Raw genomic sequence first — 17,042 nt, forward strand, 5'->3', positions numbered from 1 at the left:
TTGAAGTTCCCGGCGCGCGGCCGGGGCCGGAAATCTGTGGATAACCAGCGCCACGGGCTCAACGCGGGCGCGGTTTATCCACAGGGCGCGGCCGGGCGCTGGCAGCGGGATTGACGCGTCCTTAGGGTTCGAGGCATGAGTATCAGGGACTATTTCTCACAGCGCGCTCGCGGGGTGGGGCTCATCGGGGAGGCACAGGGGCTGTCCAAGGCGGACCTTGTGGCGATGGGCGCCGAACCCGACGAGGCGGACCAGATGCTGGCGCTGTACCGCATCTACTTTGGCGAGACCACGTTTACGGGCTTTCAACGCACGGCAAGGCAGTCCGCGCACGGATTGGCGGCGTTGCAGCGCATCGAGCGCCACGTCCGCAGGGTGCGCGGCGAACGCAAGGCGTGGCGCCTGCGGGCCGAGTTGTGCCACGTCGCCCCCGGGGACATCGACCGCATCGCCCGCGCCCGCCTCGCCGAGCTCAACCCTCCGCGCAAGGAGGAAGATGGGGTCAAGATCCGCCGCGGCAAGGGCAAGTGGAAGCTGGTTATCACGGGCGATTCCAAGGACATCGCTGACGTATTCGAGCACCAAGACGGCTCCTTGGAGACCTTCCTGGACGGCTGTTTCGCCGCCGGAACCCAACGCCCGGAGGTGACCACGAACGTGATAGTCACCCTTGACGAACTGGACCAGATCACCCGCGGCGAGGGCGACGAGCTGGTGCTCAAGCTCACCAATGGCGCCACGATGACCGGCGCTGAGTACCTCTCCGCGCGCCTGTCCGCCCACGGGTTCGCCGCGATCTTCCACCCCGTGGAGGGACCCGTGGACCTGATGCGCAGCGAACGCTTCGCCAATGGCAAACAGCGCCACCTGTGCTCGCTGGAAAATCCCACGTGCGCCTGGCCCGGGTGCAATTGCCCCGCCACCGAATCCCAGGTCCACCACATCACTGCGTTTAAGGACGGCGGGCTGACGAACGTCCGAAACCTCGTGATGCTCTGCCCGTATCACAACGGCATCAATGCGGATGACCCGGAGGGCCCCAACCCCCGCGGCCGCATGGACCGCGTCCTCGGAGCCACCGCCTGGATTCCGCCATATCCCGGCGCGCCGGTATTGACCGGTATCTACGCCAAGGGGGGTACCGCAGCTTAAGATCCGGTTTAGTGTTCGTGGACGAGACGCCGGAGCTCGGCGAAGATGCCGGCCCCGTCTTCGGCGATGCCGTTGTGCTGGTAGCGGTTGGTGATCATCGGGCGCAGATCGCGGTAGGTATGCGCGGTGGCCAAGGACTCCTCGAAGGGGACAAAGATGTCATCGACGTAGATGCATGCGCCGGCCACCGGTGCGGATTCGGCCAGCGCGGCCGGATCGTAGGGCGAATCCTGCCACTGATACGCCGCCAGCGCCTCGGCCGCGTCCTTGAAGCGGGCCAGGGCTGGGTCTTCATCGAATTGCCACGGGAAGATGTGCTCGCCGGTGAGGTAGCCGCCGGGGCCGGCGTCCTCGGCGAATTCGGGGAATTCCTCGCGCACGCGATGCGCGGACCAACCGGTGACCCGCTGCCCGCCCACGCCCCCGTAGATGGATTCGTGGATGGCGGCGTACAGCGGGCCGGCCTCGAAGCTCACCCGCGCGCCGACATTGGCGAGAAAGTCCGTCTTAAGCCGCTTTTCCCCGCGCACCGTGCGGAACGGATCCTCCAGCAGGTAGGCCAAGTTATAAAAGCCGGTTCCGCGCCCCAGCTCGATGCCAATGGTCCGAAACCTCCGCGAACTCAGGCGCTCACCGGTGGGCAGCAGTTCCTGCGAGTTGTCCAGGTGGGCCACCACCTCATCGATGCGCTCCTGCGCCCACGGGAACTGGCGGGTGAATTGATCATGGCGGTACTTCAACTTGGCAAAGGTCACCCGGTAGAGCTCGTCCGCGCCCTTGTCCAGGGTGGGCAGGCCGCCGGTGAGGAAGGCGGCGCTCACCGAATTCGGAAACATGGAGCAGTACGCGGTGATGCAGAATCCGCCAAAGGACTGGCCAAACAGCGCCCACTTGTCTATGCCAAGGTGCTCGCGCAGCGCCTCGGCGTCGCGGCAGATGTTTTCCTGGCGCAGGCTGGCCAGGCGCTCTACGGAAATGTCCTCATCCGGGCTGCCCGCATCAATCCTATGGGAGCGGCCAGTCCCGCGCTGGTCTAGCAGGATCCACCGAAATTCCTTGAGCGCCTCGCCCATGACCCCGGATGCGCCCACCGGACGGGGTGCAGGAAACCCCGGCCCTCCCTGGAGCCACACTATGGCGGGCTTCTCCTCCCCGCCGTCCGCGCAAACCTCGCGGGCGAATAGCTCGAAGGTCCCCTGGGATGGATCTGCATAATCCCACGGGACCTCGATGACGTGTTCTTTTACGGTATGGCCAAACTGGATGCTCATGCGCCCCAGTCTATCGAGCGCCTAGTTATCGCCGCGGCGTTGTTCGCGCAGTTCGTTGAAATGCTCGCGGGCCTGGCGCACCTGGCCCGAAGAGGCCCGGGTCTTCGGCTCCCGCCCGCGCCGGGCGGATTCGTCGAGCGCGTGGTTGGACATGAGCACGTCACGCATCCCATCGAACAGGTCGGCCATTCCCCCGGGATTGGACGGCATGTAGAGCACGGATGCCTGGCCCTTGCCGGCCACATCCACCATGGCGTCAAGGTATTGCGATACCAGCATCAGCGTCTCCGGGGACTCTTGAATACCAGCGTTGCGCAGCATCTCGTACTGCGCGGCGATTCCTTCGACAATCTCCTTGCGCTGCTCCGCCACGCCGCGGCCCTGGAGCTTGCGGGCCTCCGCCGCGCCCTCTGCCTCCTTGACCACGCGGATCTTCTCCGCCTCCGCCTGCGCCACGGCGGCCTCACGCTCGCGCTGGGCGGCGTTGATGGAGTTCATCGACTCGCGCACCCGCTCGTCCGGGCGAATGTCCGTGACCAGCGTATTGACGAAGTCCCAACCGTAGGAGGCCATGTTGTCCCGCAGGGACGCGGCCACGGCCCGGGCAATGTCATCCTTGGAGGAAAAGGAATCATCCAGCGTCATATTTGCTACCGATGAGCGGACGTTATCCTGCACGTAGGCCACGATTTGCTGCTCGTGGTTGGAAAGCATGTAGTACGCCTCGCGTTCGCGCCCCTCTACCACCTGGTATTGCACGGCCACGGGAATCTGCACGAACACGTTGTCTTTAGTCTTGGTCTCCACCATTACATCCAGCTGGCGAACCTGAAGCGAGATTTTATCGCGCACCCGGTCTACGAACGGGGCCTTGAAGTGCAGGCCCGCGTGGGCCACCTTCTGGAACTTGCCCAGGCGCTCCAGGATGGCCGCCTCGCGGGTGCGGACTATATAGAAACCATCAAAAAGCGTCAGGATTACAACAATGGCGATGACGCCAGAGATAATAAACCCCGTCAAAGATCTCACCTCACGAAGATCGAAAAATTTTCACTTCCTAACCATTGTGCCCGAGCTTGATACTGCTCGCAGGCTGAGCGACCCCAAGGAGCCCCATGAGCCAAGGCTGGACCTACCGCTGGCTATGGCTACCCGCGCTCGCGGTGGTCATCTTCGCCTATAACCTCGCCATCACCTTCGTCGAAGCCCCAGGCGCTAACCTCGCCAGCCGGTTATTCACCGCGATCGCCGCATTCGCCGGCGGCTACGAGCCCCTCGAGGGCCAGCCGGCATCCCCCTCCCTGGCCTACGGGGTGGGTCTGCTGGCGGCAATCCTTTTTACCTCCGGTTCCATCATCGCGGCATACTTCTCCGCCACTCGGGAGATGTGGGCCAAGCGCCGGGCCGCGGGCCGCGCTGACGTGACGGTACTGGGTGACACCGAAGAAGCGGCGTTCATCGCCGCATCGGCGCAGGAGGAGGGCCTGGAGGTCTTCCACATTGGCCCGCAGAACGCCCCGCACGAGTTGGGAAGCAATTCCATGCTCACCGCGCACGAGGATCCCCTGCTGCGCAGGGCCATCGAAGCCTCCCAGCGCACGTTCATCGTGGATGATGAGTACTCCACCTCCGCGCGCGTCGCCCAGAGGTTGCGCACCGCCTTGGGCTTCGAGCCCAGGCTCATCCAGGTCATCGACGCCCCCAACTTAGACAGCGTGTTGCGCCCGCCGGTAATCCAGCACCGCATCCCGGACACGGGCGTGGTGTCAGTCAGCGATAACATCGGCCAGCTGGTGGCGGAGCTGCTGCTGTCCATCGCGCCGCAGCGCCACACGCTGGCGCTGTGGGATGCGACGCAGGACCCGGGCATCCAGCGCTGGATCGATGACGCGGACCGCGCCCAGCACATCATCACCGGCTTCGACGCGCTGAAAGACGCGCCTAGCCCCGCGGAGGCGGACGTGGTCATCCTCGATGAGTCCAGCATTGGCCTGTTGACGCAGGCCTACAACAATGGCGCCACCATCATCGCGCTGCTGCCCATGACCGCGCTGTCCATCATGTCCTGGGTCGCCGCGGACTCGACCGACGCCATCCAGGCCCTCCGCCACCGCTCCCGCGCCCGCATATACTCCATCGATCCCGGCCACACGGGTTATGACTATCGCCTGTTGACCCAGAATATGCACACACACTGGGCCAGGTCCTTCCACATGGCACAGTCGGTGCTCTACAGGGAAACGGATCCGTGGGACTATCAACACTTTGGCCGTGAGGAGCAGCTGGCGAGCCAGGCCGTGGATTTCATGCTGGCGAACCTGGATAGCCATGGCCTGCGGCTCGAGCGCGGGGCGGAGCCCGCCGAACTGTCCGACTCCGAGGTCTACTCCCTAGGCCGCGCCGAGCACGCGGCCTGGTTGCGCCGCAGCTGGCGCGATCCGGCCACGGGCCGCGAGTTCGGCGTGGATATGACGAACGTCCAAGACGCCAACGACGAGGACGTGGACGGCGAATTCGAGCGCGATCACCGCGTCGCCGAATGGGATAAGCTCCCGGACGAAACCCGCACCTACTACCTCAACGTGGCGCGCACCGTATACCCGGGGCTGGCGGCCCTGTACGGCTACTCCATCACGCGCAAGGTATAGACCTCGAGCCCAGTATCCAGGCCGGGGCGGGCGAGCCGGGCGCCGGCGCCTACAAGCCGCGCGCGGCCGATGTCCGTGAGCCTTTCGAAACCGGCCGCGCGCGCCGGGGACTTAGGCGATGTGGCGGCCGGGAGCTGGACCTGGATGTGGCGGCGCGTGCCGCCGTCGGCGGCGTTGAGCTCCAGCACCGCCTGGCCGGTGGTGCCCGAACCGGAGAAGAAGTCCAGCACCACGGCGTCCCGTCCGCCCAGAATCTGAATCAGGTGGGAAATCAGCCGCACGGGCTTGGGGTGTTCAAAGATCCCGGGAACTCCGGTGGCCTCCTCCGCGTCCCTGCGGCCGGTGCGGGTCACGCCGAAGCGCTCCCCGTCCAGGATGGACCGAGGCCTAGCCCCGGGCTTGGCGTAGTTCTTGGTGTAGACGTAGCCGCGACGGAAAACCAGGTCATCGAAGTGCTCCGCGACTTTCTCGCGGCTCCAACGCCAGCGCGCCACCCTCTCGCGCCCGGCGGGCTGATCCGGGCGGTAGGTGCGCCCATCCGGGCCTGTAATCACGTAGTCCAATGTGGGCAGGTAGCCCAGCGTCTTAGAATCGAGGCGCACCAGGGAGTAGCGGCCGCGCTCGTCTTCGTGGACGTATTTCGTGGACGTAACCCCCTCCGGGTCCGGGTTGAAAGCCGCCTTGGAGGCGTCCTTGGCATAGACCAGCACGTACTCGTGCTCCACTACCGCGAACTTGGAATCATTCTTGCCCGTACCGGCCTTTTTCCAGATGAGCTCTCCGGCGAAGTTATCCTCGCCGAAGACCTCATCGCAAAGCAGGCGCAGGCGCGCCACCTCGCGTTCGCCGATGGAGATGGCGATAAAGCCCGTGCCCGCCAGCAGCTCACGCGCCAGAAGAAGGCGCGGGTACATCATCGATAACCACGCGGCGCCCGGCCACTTGTCCAAGTAGACAAACTCGCGGCCGGTGTTGTACGGCGGATCGATGTAGATTACGTCTACGGCGTCGGCGAACTCGCCGCGCAGGTGCTTGAGGACCTCGAGATTGTCCCCCTCGTAATACCGGTGCGCCGAAGCCTCCCCCGGTTCGCGCACAAGCTCCGTGGCCACGGGCTCGGCGGCTTGGGCTGCCGCGGCCTGCTTGCCAGGCCAGCCCAAACCAAAGCCCTCGACCATGGACGCCCCCTTGTGTGCAATCTAGTAAACGGTCAGCCCCTTAGCGCGAAATACCTCGCGCGCGGCCTCCACGTCTTCCGGCGCCGGCGGCTGGGTGCCCTCTAGATTGTAGGTAAAGCCCAGATCCTTCCACTTATCGACACCCATGTTGTGGAAGGGCAGTACCTCAACGCGTTCAACGTTGGACTTCCACCGCGCGACGATGGAAGCCACATTTTCCACGTTTTCGGCCGCGTCCGTAAGCCCTGGGACCAGCACGAAGCGCACCCAGACGGGTTTGCCCATCTTATTGAGGCGGTCGCCGAAGTCCAGGGTGGGCTGGAGCTCGCGGGTCGTCACATTCTTGTAGGTGACCGGGTCGCCGGACTTGACGTCGAGGAGGACTAGATCGATGTTGTCCAGGTCGTCGTCGGACAAGCGGGCGCCCAGGAAACCTGAGGTGTCGATGGCGGTGTGGATGCCCGCCGCGTGAACCTCCGCCAACAGGCGGCGGGTAAACGCGATCTGGAACAGCGGCTCACCACCGGAGACGGTGAGCCCGCCCCCGGTCGCGGCGAATACCCGCTTGTACCGCTTGACGCGCTCTACGGCCTCATCGAGGCGCTCGAGAGTGCCGTTCATCATGCGCATCGTGTCGGGGTTGTGACAGTACTGGCACCGTAACGGGCAGCCGGACAGGAACATGGTCATGCGCGTGCCCGGACCGTCAACCGCGGTCACCAGCTCCCAGGAATGCACAAGAGCCATATCGCCCGTGCGCCGGGCTTGCAAAAGCTCAGGACGGGTGATCTCATCACGCTCGTCGCCCACGCCGAGTCCCGCGGCTATGCCGCGGACCCTTTCGCCCTGCTCGGGAGCGAGTTTTACAACGCCATTGGTGCCGTCAGCCATACCAACCTTTCCTGAATCCGCTTAGGACTCGTGGTGGAAGGTACGGGAGATGACATCCATCTGCTGCTCGCGGGTCAGCTTGACGAAGTTCACCGCATAGCCGGACACGCGAACGGTCAGGTTAGGGTACTTCTCCGGATGCTCCATGGCGTCTTCCAGGGTGGACTTGTCTAGCACGTTGATGTTCGCGTGGTACAGCCCCTGGTTCATGTTGTGCTCGTCGCGAGCAGACTTCATGGAAGCGAGGCGCTCATCGAAAGTTTTGGTAGCCATTGTTTTTCTCCTTTGAGAGTTGGGGTTAGTTTTCAGTGGTCTCCATGACGAACCCGGCATCGAGCACGCCAACCAAGTTGTTGATGCGCTCCTCCGGGGTACGCCCCAGGCCGGCCGGGGTGATGGTGTTGGTCAGCGAGATGCCGTCCAGGGCGTCCTTGTAGTCCAGCTTGCCCACGGACAGCATGGAGGCGACCATGCCGTGGCTGTCCGCACCGTTTTCTGGGTTTGCGCCCGGCGCGAACGGGGTTCCTGCCTTGTGGCCGGATGGGAACGCGCCGGTTGCCTTGCCGTAGACCACGTTGGAGGTGATCGTCAGCACGGACTGGGTGGGGATTGCGTCACGGTACATCGGGATGGCCTTAATCTTCTCCATCACCGTGTGGACGATGGTGGCCGCAATGTCATCGGCGCGGTCATCATCATTGCCGTAGACCGGGAAATCGCCCTCGGTCTTGTAATCGACAATCAGGCCGGATTCATCGCGAATCGGGGTAACCTTGGCGTACTTGATGGCCGCAAGGGAGTCGGCAACGATGGACAGGCCGGCGATGCCGCACCCCATCGAGCGAACGATGTTGGAATCATGCAGCGCCATCTCGATGGCCTCGTAGGCGTACCGATCGTGGCAGTAGTGGATGATGTTGAGAGCCTCGACGTAGGTGCCAATGACCCAGTCGAGCATCTCCTCGTACTTCTGCCAGACCTCATCGAAGTCCAGAGGGCCGTCCCCTTGAATTGGCTCGTAGCCCTCTACGACCTGCTTGCCGGAGACCTCATCGCGGCCGCCGTTGATGGCGTAGAGCAGTGCCTTGGCGGCGTTGACGCGCGCGCCGAAGAACTGCATCTGCTTGCCCACGGCCATTGGGGATACGCAGCAGGCGATCGCCGCGTCATCGCCCCACTGCTCACGAATCTGGCGGTCAGACTCGTACTGCAGGGACGAGGTTTCAATGGAGATGTGGGCGCAGAACTTCTTGTAGCCCTCCGGCAATGCCGGATCCCAGAAGATGGTGAGGTTTGGCTCAGGTGATGGGCCGAGGTTAACCAGGGTCTGCAGCAAGCGGAACGAGGTCTTGGTGACCTGGTGGCGGCCATCGGAACCGAAGCCGGCATCGGACCAGGTTGCCCAGTAAGGGTCACCGGAGAAGATCTGGTCATAGTCGATGGTGCGCAGGAAGCGGACGATGCGCAGCTTAATGATCAGCGCGTCGATGATTTCCTGGGCCTCGACCTCGGTGATCTCACCGGCGGCGAGGTCACGCTCGAAGTAAATATCGAAGAATGCGGAAAGGCGGCCGAAGGACATGGCGGCGCCGTCCTGGGACTTTACCGATCCTAGGTAGGCGAAGTAGGTCCACTGCACCGCCTCCTTGGCGGTCTTAGCGGGGCCGGAGATGTCAAAGCCGTAGCGCGCGGCCATAGCCTTGAGTTCCTTGAGCGCCTTGATCTGCTCGGAATGCTCCTCGCGGTAGCGGGCCCAGTGCTCAGAAAAGCCGATGTCCGCCACGGCGTCGCGGGAGCGGGTCTTTTCCTCAATCAGGTAATCCACGCCGTAGAGCGCCACGCGGCGGTAATCGCCGATGATGCGTCCGCGACCGTAGGCATCGGGCAGACCGGTGATGATGTGCGAGGAACGGGCCGCACGGATGCGCGGGGTGTAGATGTCAAAGACCGCGTCGTTGTGGGTCTTGCGGTACTTGGTGAAGATCTTCTTGATGTCTTCCTCAGGCTCCTTGCCCGCCTCACGGATAGCCTGCTCCACCATGCGCCAGCCGCCGTTGGGCATCATGGCGCGCTTGAGTGGAACGTCAGTCTGGAGGCCCACCACCACGTCATCGTCTTCAAAGATGTAGCCGGCAGGGAACGCATCAATGCCGGACGGGGTGTGGGTATCTACGTCATAAATGCGCTTCTCACGCTCGATGGACAGGTAATTTTTCTCTAGGTAGTCCCAGGTGCGCTTCGTCTTATCGGTTGCGCCTTCCAGGAAGCTAGAGTCCCCGTCGTAGGGAGTGTAGTTGCGCTGGATAAAATCACGGACATCAATCGTGGAGGTCCATGGGCCTGGCTCGAAGCCTTCCCATTGCTCGAACGCTAGTGGCTGCGTTGCGGTGGTCACTTGTGGTGACTCCCTTCTACTGCTTTTGTAAAGCTGACGCATACCAGTCTAAGCCGCGCATGCATCTTTAGCCATGTGAGAGCCTGTGGGATCCCACACACAGCTCGGCTAAATCGGGCCTATTCGGGCGGACTTTCACACTGGGCACCGCCTTTGCGAAGTTTTGACCCGGCCCATCGCCTCCCCTACGGGCGCGCGAGCGGGAAGACGCGGTGGAATTGTCGTGCGTTAGGGGTGTGAGGGCAAAGGAAAAAGGCCGTTTAACTAAGTTAAACGACCTTTTCTAAGCGTGCGCCTGGAGAGACTTGAACTCTCACGCCGTAAAGACACTAGAACCTAAATCTAGCGCGTCTGCCAATTCCGCCACAGGCGCTTGCTGGCAATAGTCTATATGCATGCGCACCAAAACCCAAACGCGCCGCGCCCACGCCCGGCACTCCAACTTTAGATGGACTTGAGCAGTCCAGCGGGTATGGTTGTATGCGTGAGTAATTCGAATGTAACCCCGCGCAAGAAACTAAAGGTGCGCTGGTGGCACATCCTGCTCATCGCGGTGACGTGCGTGTGCTTCTTGGGCCTTGCGTACTGGCAATGGACCCGCTTCCAATCAGGTTCGGGCACCTTCCAGAACTTGGGCTACGCGTTCCAGTGGCCCCTGTTCGCCGCTTTTGTGATTTATGCGTACAAGACGGCGATGCGCTATGAAAATGAGCGCATCGAGGCCGAAAATGAGGCCGCCGAGATGTCTCAGGCCGCTGGCGAGCAAGGCGCCGGGGCCACCGCTTACCGCTACGAGGCCCCCACGGAAACCCAATCGGTGAAAAAGATCGATGAGGATTTCCTTCCCCAGCGCTCCGCGATGAGTGTGGAAGAATTCAATGAGCTCAACAAGCCGCGCCGCGGCCAGCATGGTTAATTGCAGGCGCGTTTACTACTAGAAAGACTTACTTTATGACTGCACCTCAGGTTCACCCAGAACGCCAAAAGCGCGTGGCTGGCGCGCTGAAGTTCTTCTCCATCGCCGCAACCATCACCGGTATCTTCCTGCTCATCCTGGTAGTCCGCATGATCCTGGAGTACATCGTGGGCATGGAAATGCCTTCTTGGGCCACCTACGTCGCGCAGGCGCACGGCCTGGCCTACATGGTGTACCTGGTCTCCATCTTGAACCTGGCCCCTAAGGCCCAGTGGTCCGTGGGAAAGTGGCTCACCACCGCCCTAGCCGGCGTTGTCCCCTTCCTCTCATTCTGGATGGAGGCCAAGCGCCGCAAGGAAGTTAAGGCGCAATTCCAGCTCTAACCCCCTTCCAACACTTAGGGCCACCGCGCATGCAGCGCGGTGGCCCTAGGTTTTGTACCCCGGCGTGGTCTACTGCGCCAGTTGCGCGATGACCGGAACCAGCTGCGCCAGCGCGCGGCCGCGGTGGGATACGGCGTTCTTTTCCTCCGGGCTCATCTGCGCCGCAGACCGGTCCTCACCCGCCGGCATAAACAGTGGGTCGTAGCCGAAGCCATTGTCCCCGCGCGGCGCTTCTAGCAGCGTGCCCGGCCAGCGGCCCTCCACCACGTGCTCCTGGCCGTCCGGGGTTACCAGCGCGCAGACCGAAACGAAGGCGGCGCCGCGGCGCGCTGCCGGCACGTGCGCCATCTGCCCCAGCAGCAGGCGGTTGTTGGCCTCATCGTCGCCGTGACCGCCAGACCAGCGGGCGGAAAGCGGGCCCGGCATGCCGTTGAGTTCGTCGACGCTGAGGCCGGAGTCGTCGGCAACGCAGGCGAGCCCGGTAGCGGCGGCGCCGGCGCGGGCCTTGATCACAGCGTTATCGGCAAACGTGCGGCCGTCCTCGACGGGCTCGTCGTACGGCTCAACCGCGGACAGTGGGAGCAGCTCAACGCCGGACAGGCCTGAGTCGGACAGAATGCGCTCCAGCTCGCCCAGCTTTTTCTTGTTATTCGACGCGACCAGCAGCTTCATGACTACCAGCCCAGGGCGACCTTCTGCGCGGCGATGAGCTCCGTGCAGCCCTTCTCCGCCACGTCCAGCATCTCATTCAACTGGGCGCGGCCGAACAGGCCATGCTCGCCGGTGCCCTGAATCTCGACAAAGTCGCCGCCTTGCTGCATGACCACGTTGAGATCCACCTCGGCGCGGGAATCCTCCTCATACGGCAGATCCAGGCACACGTGGCCATCAATGATGCCAACGGAGACGGCCGCGATTGGGTCCAGCAGCGGCTCGCCGGGGACCACGCCGCGCTCCTTGAGCACCGCAATCGCATCCGCCAGCGCCACGTATGCGCCCGTGATGGACGCGGTGCGGGTTCCGCCGTCAGCCTGGAGCACGTCGCAGTCCAGGTTGATGGTGTTTTCACCCAGCTGGCTCAAATCCACCGCGGCGCGCAGGGAGCGGCCCACCAGGCGGGAGATTTCGTGGGTGCGGCCCTTGACCTTGCCCGCCATGGACTCGCGGCGCATGCGGTCATGCGTCGCCGCGGGGAGCATCGAGTATTCGGCGGTTAGCCAGCCCTCACCGGAATCACGCTTGAAACGCGGCACGCCCTCCTCCACGGAGGCGGTGCACATCACGCGGGTGTTACCAAACTCCACCAGCACGGAGCCGGCCGGGTTGGTGGTGAAATTGCGGGTGATACGGACGGTGCGCAGCTGGTCTAGCGCGCGCCCATCGAAACGGGTGAATTCAGTCATGCCCCCAGGCTACCCGGGGTTAAAGCTCAAATTCCATTCCGGCCTTGCCCAGGATGACCTCACCGCTAAACTCCGCCTGCGCGGCGGCCAGCGTTGCCTCGGCGTCGCCCCACGGCTGGAGGTGGACCAGCACTAGGGTTTTCGCGTTGGCCTGCGCGGCGAGCCGGCCCGCCTCGGCGCCGGACATGTGCATGTTGGGGGCTTTGCCTTCCGAGGTTTCCCCCCACGCCGCCTCGCACAAAAACACATCTGCGTCACGGGCCGCCTCGACCAGGTCTTCGGTGTAAGCGGAGTCCGCGGAGTACGCGATGGCCGTGCCCGACGTGGCGTGCTCCATGCGCAGCGCATACGTCTCAATGGGGTGCAGCGTCTTAAACGGGGTGACGTACACGTCATCGATGAGTTCGCGCTTGCGGTCATGCCACTGCTCGAAGGCGAAGGAATCGGAGAAATCATCGACTTCGTCGGGCACGTCGGCGGACAGGCGCCCCAGATGGACCGGGGTGTGGCGCGGACCCACCAAGTAATTGCGGGACGCGGCGGGTTTGACGGGATGGAAGCGCCGCCAGACCAGGAGCGACGGGAAATCCATGCAGTGATCCGCGTGGAGGTGGCTCAGCAGGACGTGGGCATCGCAAGGATCCTGCACGGACTGCAGGTTAGCCAAAGTACCTGGGCCTATATCCATGACGATGGAGGGCGCGTCCGGGAAGGACACAAGATAACCGGATGCTGGGTTACCAGGAACCGGCACGGAACCGGAGCAACCAAGAATCGTCAACTTCATGGCACTGATAATTCCAGAAATCTTTGTAATTCGCCGCAATTATGGCCAAAAAGCACGTTTACGACCCCGTGTGGCTGACCTCACCAATGCCCGGGCCCAGGAATCGAGTAGCCAGCTTGGCGAAGGATTCCGGGTCGCCGGTGGCCTCGAAACTCCGCGTAGGGACGTTATCCTCCGGGGCCAGCAAATCCAGCCGGGTCAGGGTTTTGAGCACGTCCTTGGCGGTTTCCTCAGCGGAGGAGACTAAGGTCACGCCGTCCCCCATCGCCAGCTGGATCACGCCGGTGAGCAAGGGATAATGCGTGCATCCCAGGACCAGCGTGTCCACCCCGGCGGCCTGGAGCGGGGCCAGGTAGCCTTCCGCCACGCCCAGAATCTGGCGCCCCATGGTGATGCCGCGCTCGACGAATGGCACGAAGTCCGGGCAGGCGGTGGCAAAGGCCTCCACCTGGGGGTTGACCGCGAATAAATCCTGGTAGGCGCCGGAGTTGACGGTCCCTTCCGTGCCAATCACGCCCACCTTGTTGTTGCGGGTGGTGGCCATGGCGCGGCGCACGGCGGGGCGGATGACCTCCACCACGGGGACGTCATAGCGCTCACGCGCGTCGTGCAGGAACGCCGCGGTGGCGGTGTTGCAGGCGATTACTATCATTTTGCATCCGCGGGCGACCAATTCATCCGCGATGCGGGTGGAAAGTTCGCGAACCTCAGCGATGGTGCGGGGACCGTAGGGCCCGTGCGCGGTGTCCCCGATGTAGATGATGGACTCGTTGGGCAGCTGGTCCATGATGGTGCGAGCCACGGTCAGCCCGCCGACGCCTGAGTCGAAGATCCCGATGGGCGATGTTGCGGTGATCATTGCTCCCCTAACGCTTGCGGTGCTGGAGCTGGGCGAGCGTGTCATCGGAGGTGATAACCATGCCCGCTACGATGCCGCCGATAGCGCCGAATAGGTGCCCCTGCCAGCTCACACCCGGCGTGACCGGAAGCACGCCCCAGATAAGACCCGAGTAGGCCATCCCCAGGACCACACCCAGGGCGAACTGAATCAGGGAGCGATTGAAGATTCCGCGCACGATGAGGTACGCCAACCAGCCATACACCAGGCCCGAGGCGCCGATGTGCAGGGTTCCCGGCCCGCCCAGCAGCCAGGTGCCGATCCCGCCGACCAGCAGGGAGATGACGGTCACCTCCCACCACGCCAGGCGGCCCGAAAGGCCAATGAGGAAACAGAAGATGGCGCCGGGAATGGTGTTAGACAAAAGGTGTTCCCAATTGGCGTGGAGGAATGGGGAGAAGAAAATGCCCCAGATGCCACCGAAGTCCAGCGGGCGGATGCCGTAGGCGTTGAGTCCTCCGCCGAAGACGACCGCGTTGATGATGAACACCGCCCAAATGATGACCACGTAGCCCACGGCAAAGGTGATTCCCGTGCGGATGCGTCCGCGTCGGGTGTAGTTGTGCGAACCGCCGCGGTTGACCTTGCGCTCCGGGAGCTGCGGCGCGGTGGGGCGGGCCCCACCGCTGAACTGGGGCTCCCGGAATTGAGGATTCTGATAAGTCATAGTGGCCCCCTTTAAGGCATCAGCGCGTTGAGCAGCGAATCCTGGTTGAATGCGAGCCATTCCACCAGCGCGTCGCGATCAGCTTCGGCGGCCTCGCCGCCACGCACCTCGCCCGCGGCGACCCACAGGCGCAGGTCATTGAGGCCGGAAAGAAAGGCGTGGGCCTCTGCCTCCGATATGGAAACCTCCACGCCGCCATCGGGGCCGAGCGCCTGGTTGATGACCTGGAGGTTGCGCAGCTTGGCCTTGGCGATGTCATTTTCGTGCAGCGCGCGCATCAGGCCGGAATCCCCCTCATAGGCCTCATCCCCATCACGCATGAAATCGGGGAAAAGGCGCGCGAGCGAGGGGTCCTCCGGGGCCTCGGTGTGGCCGGAAGGCATGTCCATCATCTCCGCCAGTTCATCCTTGGGGGCGGATTGCGCACGCGCAATGATGGATTCCGACACGGTGGCGGTGAGATCCCCCAACACCTCCCGCTCCATGGGCTCGAGGACCGTGTGGAACCTAACCCCACGCATCAGGGACTTCTTTTTCTTCCAAGCCTGCACTAGTACTTCTTTCTAAATCTCACGCTGAAAGTCGGCAATCGGCGGCGGCCTTTAGCCGGCCTGCTGCATGGTAGCCCACAGGCCGGCAACCTGAAGTTTCTTCACGTCAGCTTCCACTTTGTCCCGCTCGCCGGAGGATACGGCGGCCTTGCCCTCCGTGTGGACCTGCATCATGAGCTCATTCGCGCGCTTTTTGTCATAACCCAGGACGGTTTGGAATACGTATGACACATAGCTCATGAGGTTGACGGGATCATCCCAGACTATGCACATCCAGGGCAGATTCTCGCTGGTGGCTACGTCTACCTCTATCGCTTCATCGAGCTCTGGTGTGGCCATAGGCGAGCCCATCATGTGCACACTGATGCCGGTTGCTGACAAGTTCATGTACTCCAGATTAACCAATAACTCGCCTCTGCCACTAGTGGCCACGGCAAGCCCTTGGTTGCGGCGTGGCGGCCGTATCATCCACCCATGTGCGCCGGAACGGGCCGGCAAGGGGCAAAGAATCGAATGATTCTGAGAAGTTTTTGACTAAGCTTGGCCTGGTGACTACTAACACTTCTTCTTCCATCCCGGCGGACCGCTCCACCGCGCTGCTGACTGACAAATACGAGCTGACCATGCTCCAGGCCGCGCTGCGGGACGGCACCGCAAACCGCAAGGTAGCGTGCGAGGTCTTCGCCCGCCGCCTGCCCAACGAGCGCCGCTACGGCGTGGTGGCCGGCACCGAGCGCGTACTGCACGCGATCAGGGACTTCCGCTTCACCGAGGAGCAGCTGGCGACGCTGGACTTCCTCGATGAGCGGACCATCGAATATCTGCGCAATTACAAATTCTCCGGCCAGGTTGACGGCTACCGGGAGGGTGAGCTGTACTTCCCTTACTCGCCCTTGTTGACCGTGCACGGCACGTTCGGCGAGTGCGTGATCTTGGAGACGGTCATCTTATCCATCATGAACTCGGACTCCGCGGTGGCCTCCGCCGCCTCCCGCATGGTGGTTGCCGCGGATGGGCGCCCCATCATCGAAATGGGCTCCCGGCGCACCCACGAATACGCCGCGGTAACCTCCTCCCGCGCCGCATACCTAGCGGGTTTTGATTCCACTTCAAACCTGGAGGCCGCCCACCGCTACGGCATCCCCGCGTCCGGCACCGCCGCGCATGCGTGGACGCTGCTGCACATCAATGAGGACGGCTCCCCCAACGAGGAGGCCGCGTTCCGCAGCCAGATCGAAGACGCCGGCGTGGGCACCACCCTGCTAGTCGATACCTATGACATCACCAACGGCGTGGCTACCGCAGTGAAGGTGGCCGGGCCCGAGCTGGGCGCCGTGCGCATCGACTCGGGCGATCTGGGGGCCGTGACCCGCAGGGTGCGCAGGCAGCTCGATGACCTGGGCAATCACGGTACCAACATCGTGGTTTCCTCAGATCTGGACGAGTTTGTCATCGCCGCGTTGCGCAGCGACCCGGTCGACGTTTACGGCGTGGGCACCTCCGTGGTCACCGGCTCCGGCGCGCCCACCGCCTCCATGGTCTACAAGCTCGTTGAGGTAGAAGGCCATCCGGTGGCCAAGCGCTCCTCCTCTAAGCAGTCCGTCGGCGGCGCCAAGCGCGCGGTGCGCACCTACCGCTCCACGGGCGTGGCCGTTGAGGAAATCGTCTTCCCCTTCGACGCGCAGACCCCGGATACCGGAGCCTTGGAGGCGCGCGAGCTGACCGTCCCGTTGATGCGCGACGGCGAGCTGGTTGAGGACCTGCCTAGCCTGGAAGAGGCCCGTGAGCACCGCGCCGCGGCTATCAAGACGCTGCCGTGGGAGGGGTTGTCCTTGACTCGCGGTGAGCCCGCGGTACCCACTCGCCTTTCGGGGTTTAACTCCTAGTAGACTCCTTAACCCT

Annotated in this window: 18 protein-coding genes and 1 tRNA gene; 5 read left to right on the plus strand and 14 right to left on the minus strand. The window is 63.4% G+C overall.

What is annotated here, in order from left to right; genetic code table 11:
* Nucleotides 1–135: 135 nt before the first annotated feature.
* Nucleotides 136–1,152 (plus strand): HNH endonuclease signature motif containing protein, encoded by a 1,017-nt coding sequence (locus CENDO_RS08955; RefSeq protein ID WP_136141720.1) that lies wholly within the window; start codon nt 136–138, stop codon nt 1,150–1,152.
* A gap of 8 nt (nt 1,153–1,160) precedes the next feature.
* Here CENDO_RS08955 and CENDO_RS08960 read toward each other — a convergent pair whose 3' ends face one another.
* Both CENDO_RS08960 and CENDO_RS08965 read right to left on the minus strand, forming a co-directional pair.
* On the minus strand, nt 1,161–2,423 hold the full coding sequence (locus CENDO_RS08960) for an alpha/beta fold hydrolase (protein ID WP_136141721.1): 1,263 nt from the start codon (nt 2,421–2,423) through the stop codon (nt 1,161–1,163).
* A 21-nt stretch (nt 2,424–2,444) separates the two neighbouring features.
* On the minus strand, nt 2,445–3,443 hold the full coding sequence (locus tag CENDO_RS08965) for an SPFH domain-containing protein (RefSeq protein WP_136141722.1): 999 nt from the start codon (nt 3,441–3,443) through the stop codon (nt 2,445–2,447).
* Nucleotides 3,444–3,538: 95 nt separating this feature from the next.
* On the opposite strand from CENDO_RS08965, the gene CENDO_RS08970 reads away from it, so the two are divergent.
* A complete protein-coding gene (locus tag CENDO_RS08970; protein ID WP_136141723.1) occupies nt 3,539–5,071 on the plus strand; it encodes a hypothetical protein in 1,533 nt (510 codons plus the stop codon).
* Here CENDO_RS08970 and CENDO_RS08975 read toward each other — a convergent pair.
* The 5 genes from CENDO_RS08975 to CENDO_RS08995 form a co-directional block, all read right to left on the minus strand.
* On the minus strand, nt 5,047–6,249 hold the full coding sequence (locus tag CENDO_RS08975) for a site-specific DNA-methyltransferase (protein WP_136141724.1): 1,203 nt from the start codon (nt 6,247–6,249) through the stop codon (nt 5,047–5,049). The two genes, CENDO_RS08970 and CENDO_RS08975, sit on opposite strands and share 25 nt — an antisense overlap.
* A gap of 21 nt (nt 6,250–6,270) precedes the next feature.
* Nucleotides 6,271–7,140, minus strand: coding sequence for a pyruvate formate-lyase-activating protein (gene pflA, locus CENDO_RS08980; RefSeq protein WP_136141725.1), 870 nt, complete (start codon nt 7,138–7,140; stop codon nt 6,271–6,273).
* A 21-nt stretch (nt 7,141–7,161) separates the two neighbouring features.
* Nucleotides 7,162–7,413, minus strand: a complete 252-nt coding sequence (gene grcA2 / locus CENDO_RS08985) for an autonomous glycyl radical cofactor GrcA2 (RefSeq protein ID WP_136141726.1) — start codon at nt 7,411–7,413, stop codon at nt 7,162–7,164.
* A 25-nt stretch (nt 7,414–7,438) separates the two neighbouring features.
* Nucleotides 7,439–9,535 carry a formate C-acetyltransferase gene (gene pflB, locus CENDO_RS08990; RefSeq protein ID WP_425456174.1) on the minus strand — a complete coding sequence of 699 codons (2,097 nt, stop codon included), beginning with the start codon at nt 9,533–9,535 and terminating at the stop codon, nt 7,439–7,441.
* 290 nt (nt 9,536–9,825) lie between these two features.
* Nucleotides 9,826–9,908: transfer RNA gene (locus tag CENDO_RS08995), tRNA-Leu, on the minus strand.
* Between the two features lie 99 nt (nt 9,909–10,007).
* On the opposite strand from CENDO_RS08995, the gene CENDO_RS09000 reads away from it, so the two are divergent.
* Together CENDO_RS09000 and CENDO_RS09005 are read left to right on the plus strand one after the other, a co-directional pair.
* Nucleotides 10,008–10,451 (plus strand): hypothetical protein, encoded by a 444-nt coding sequence (locus CENDO_RS09000; RefSeq protein WP_136141728.1) that lies wholly within the window; start codon nt 10,008–10,010, stop codon nt 10,449–10,451.
* A 35-nt stretch (nt 10,452–10,486) separates the two neighbouring features.
* Nucleotides 10,487–10,834: a DUF3817 domain-containing protein gene (locus CENDO_RS09005; protein ID WP_136141729.1), complete on the plus strand. Its 348-nt coding sequence runs from the start codon at nt 10,487–10,489 to the stop codon at nt 10,832–10,834.
* 69 nt (nt 10,835–10,903) lie between these two features.
* Here the strand turns inward: CENDO_RS09005 and rdgB are convergent, their stop codons facing one another.
* The 7 genes from rdgB to clpS are packed head-to-tail and all read right to left on the minus strand — an operon-like array spanning nt 10,904 to nt 15,491.
* Entirely contained in the window at nt 10,904–11,506 is a 603-nt protein-coding gene (gene rdgB / locus CENDO_RS09010) for an RdgB/HAM1 family non-canonical purine NTP pyrophosphatase (RefSeq protein WP_136141730.1), read from the minus strand.
* 2 nt (nt 11,507–11,508) lie between these two features.
* Nucleotides 11,509–12,237, minus strand: a complete 729-nt coding sequence (gene rph / locus CENDO_RS09015; RefSeq protein WP_136141731.1) for a ribonuclease PH — start codon at nt 12,235–12,237, stop codon at nt 11,509–11,511.
* A gap of 19 nt (nt 12,238–12,256) precedes the next feature.
* Nucleotides 12,257–13,024, minus strand: coding sequence for an MBL fold metallo-hydrolase (locus tag CENDO_RS09020; protein ID WP_136141732.1), 768 nt, complete (start codon nt 13,022–13,024; stop codon nt 12,257–12,259).
* Between the two features lie 58 nt (nt 13,025–13,082).
* The gene (gene murI / locus CENDO_RS09025) at nt 13,083–13,883 is read right to left on the minus strand and encodes a glutamate racemase (RefSeq protein ID WP_136141733.1); all 801 of its coding nucleotides are present in this window, start codon (nt 13,881–13,883) and stop codon (nt 13,083–13,085) included.
* Nucleotides 13,884–13,890: 7 nt separating this feature from the next.
* Entirely contained in the window at nt 13,891–14,589 is a 699-nt protein-coding gene (locus CENDO_RS09030) for a rhomboid family intramembrane serine protease (protein WP_136141734.1), read from the minus strand.
* Between the two features lie 11 nt (nt 14,590–14,600).
* Nucleotides 14,601–15,140 (minus strand): DUF2017 domain-containing protein, encoded by a 540-nt coding sequence (locus tag CENDO_RS09035; protein ID WP_136141735.1) that lies wholly within the window; start codon nt 15,138–15,140, stop codon nt 14,601–14,603.
* Nucleotides 15,141–15,191: 51 nt separating this feature from the next.
* On the minus strand, nt 15,192–15,491 hold the full coding sequence (gene clpS, locus CENDO_RS09040; RefSeq protein ID WP_136142237.1) for an ATP-dependent Clp protease adapter ClpS: 300 nt from the start codon (nt 15,489–15,491) through the stop codon (nt 15,192–15,194).
* Between the two features lie 197 nt (nt 15,492–15,688).
* On the opposite strand from clpS, the gene CENDO_RS09045 reads away from it, so the two are divergent.
* Nucleotides 15,689–17,026: a nicotinate phosphoribosyltransferase gene (locus CENDO_RS09045; protein ID WP_136141736.1), complete on the plus strand. Its 1,338-nt coding sequence runs from the start codon at nt 15,689–15,691 to the stop codon at nt 17,024–17,026.
* Nucleotides 17,027–17,042 lie beyond the last annotated feature (16 nt).

The organism is Corynebacterium endometrii, from assembly GCF_004795735.1.
In the GTDB taxonomy this organism is placed as follows: domain Bacteria; phylum Actinomycetota; class Actinomycetes; order Mycobacteriales; family Mycobacteriaceae; genus Corynebacterium; species Corynebacterium endometrii.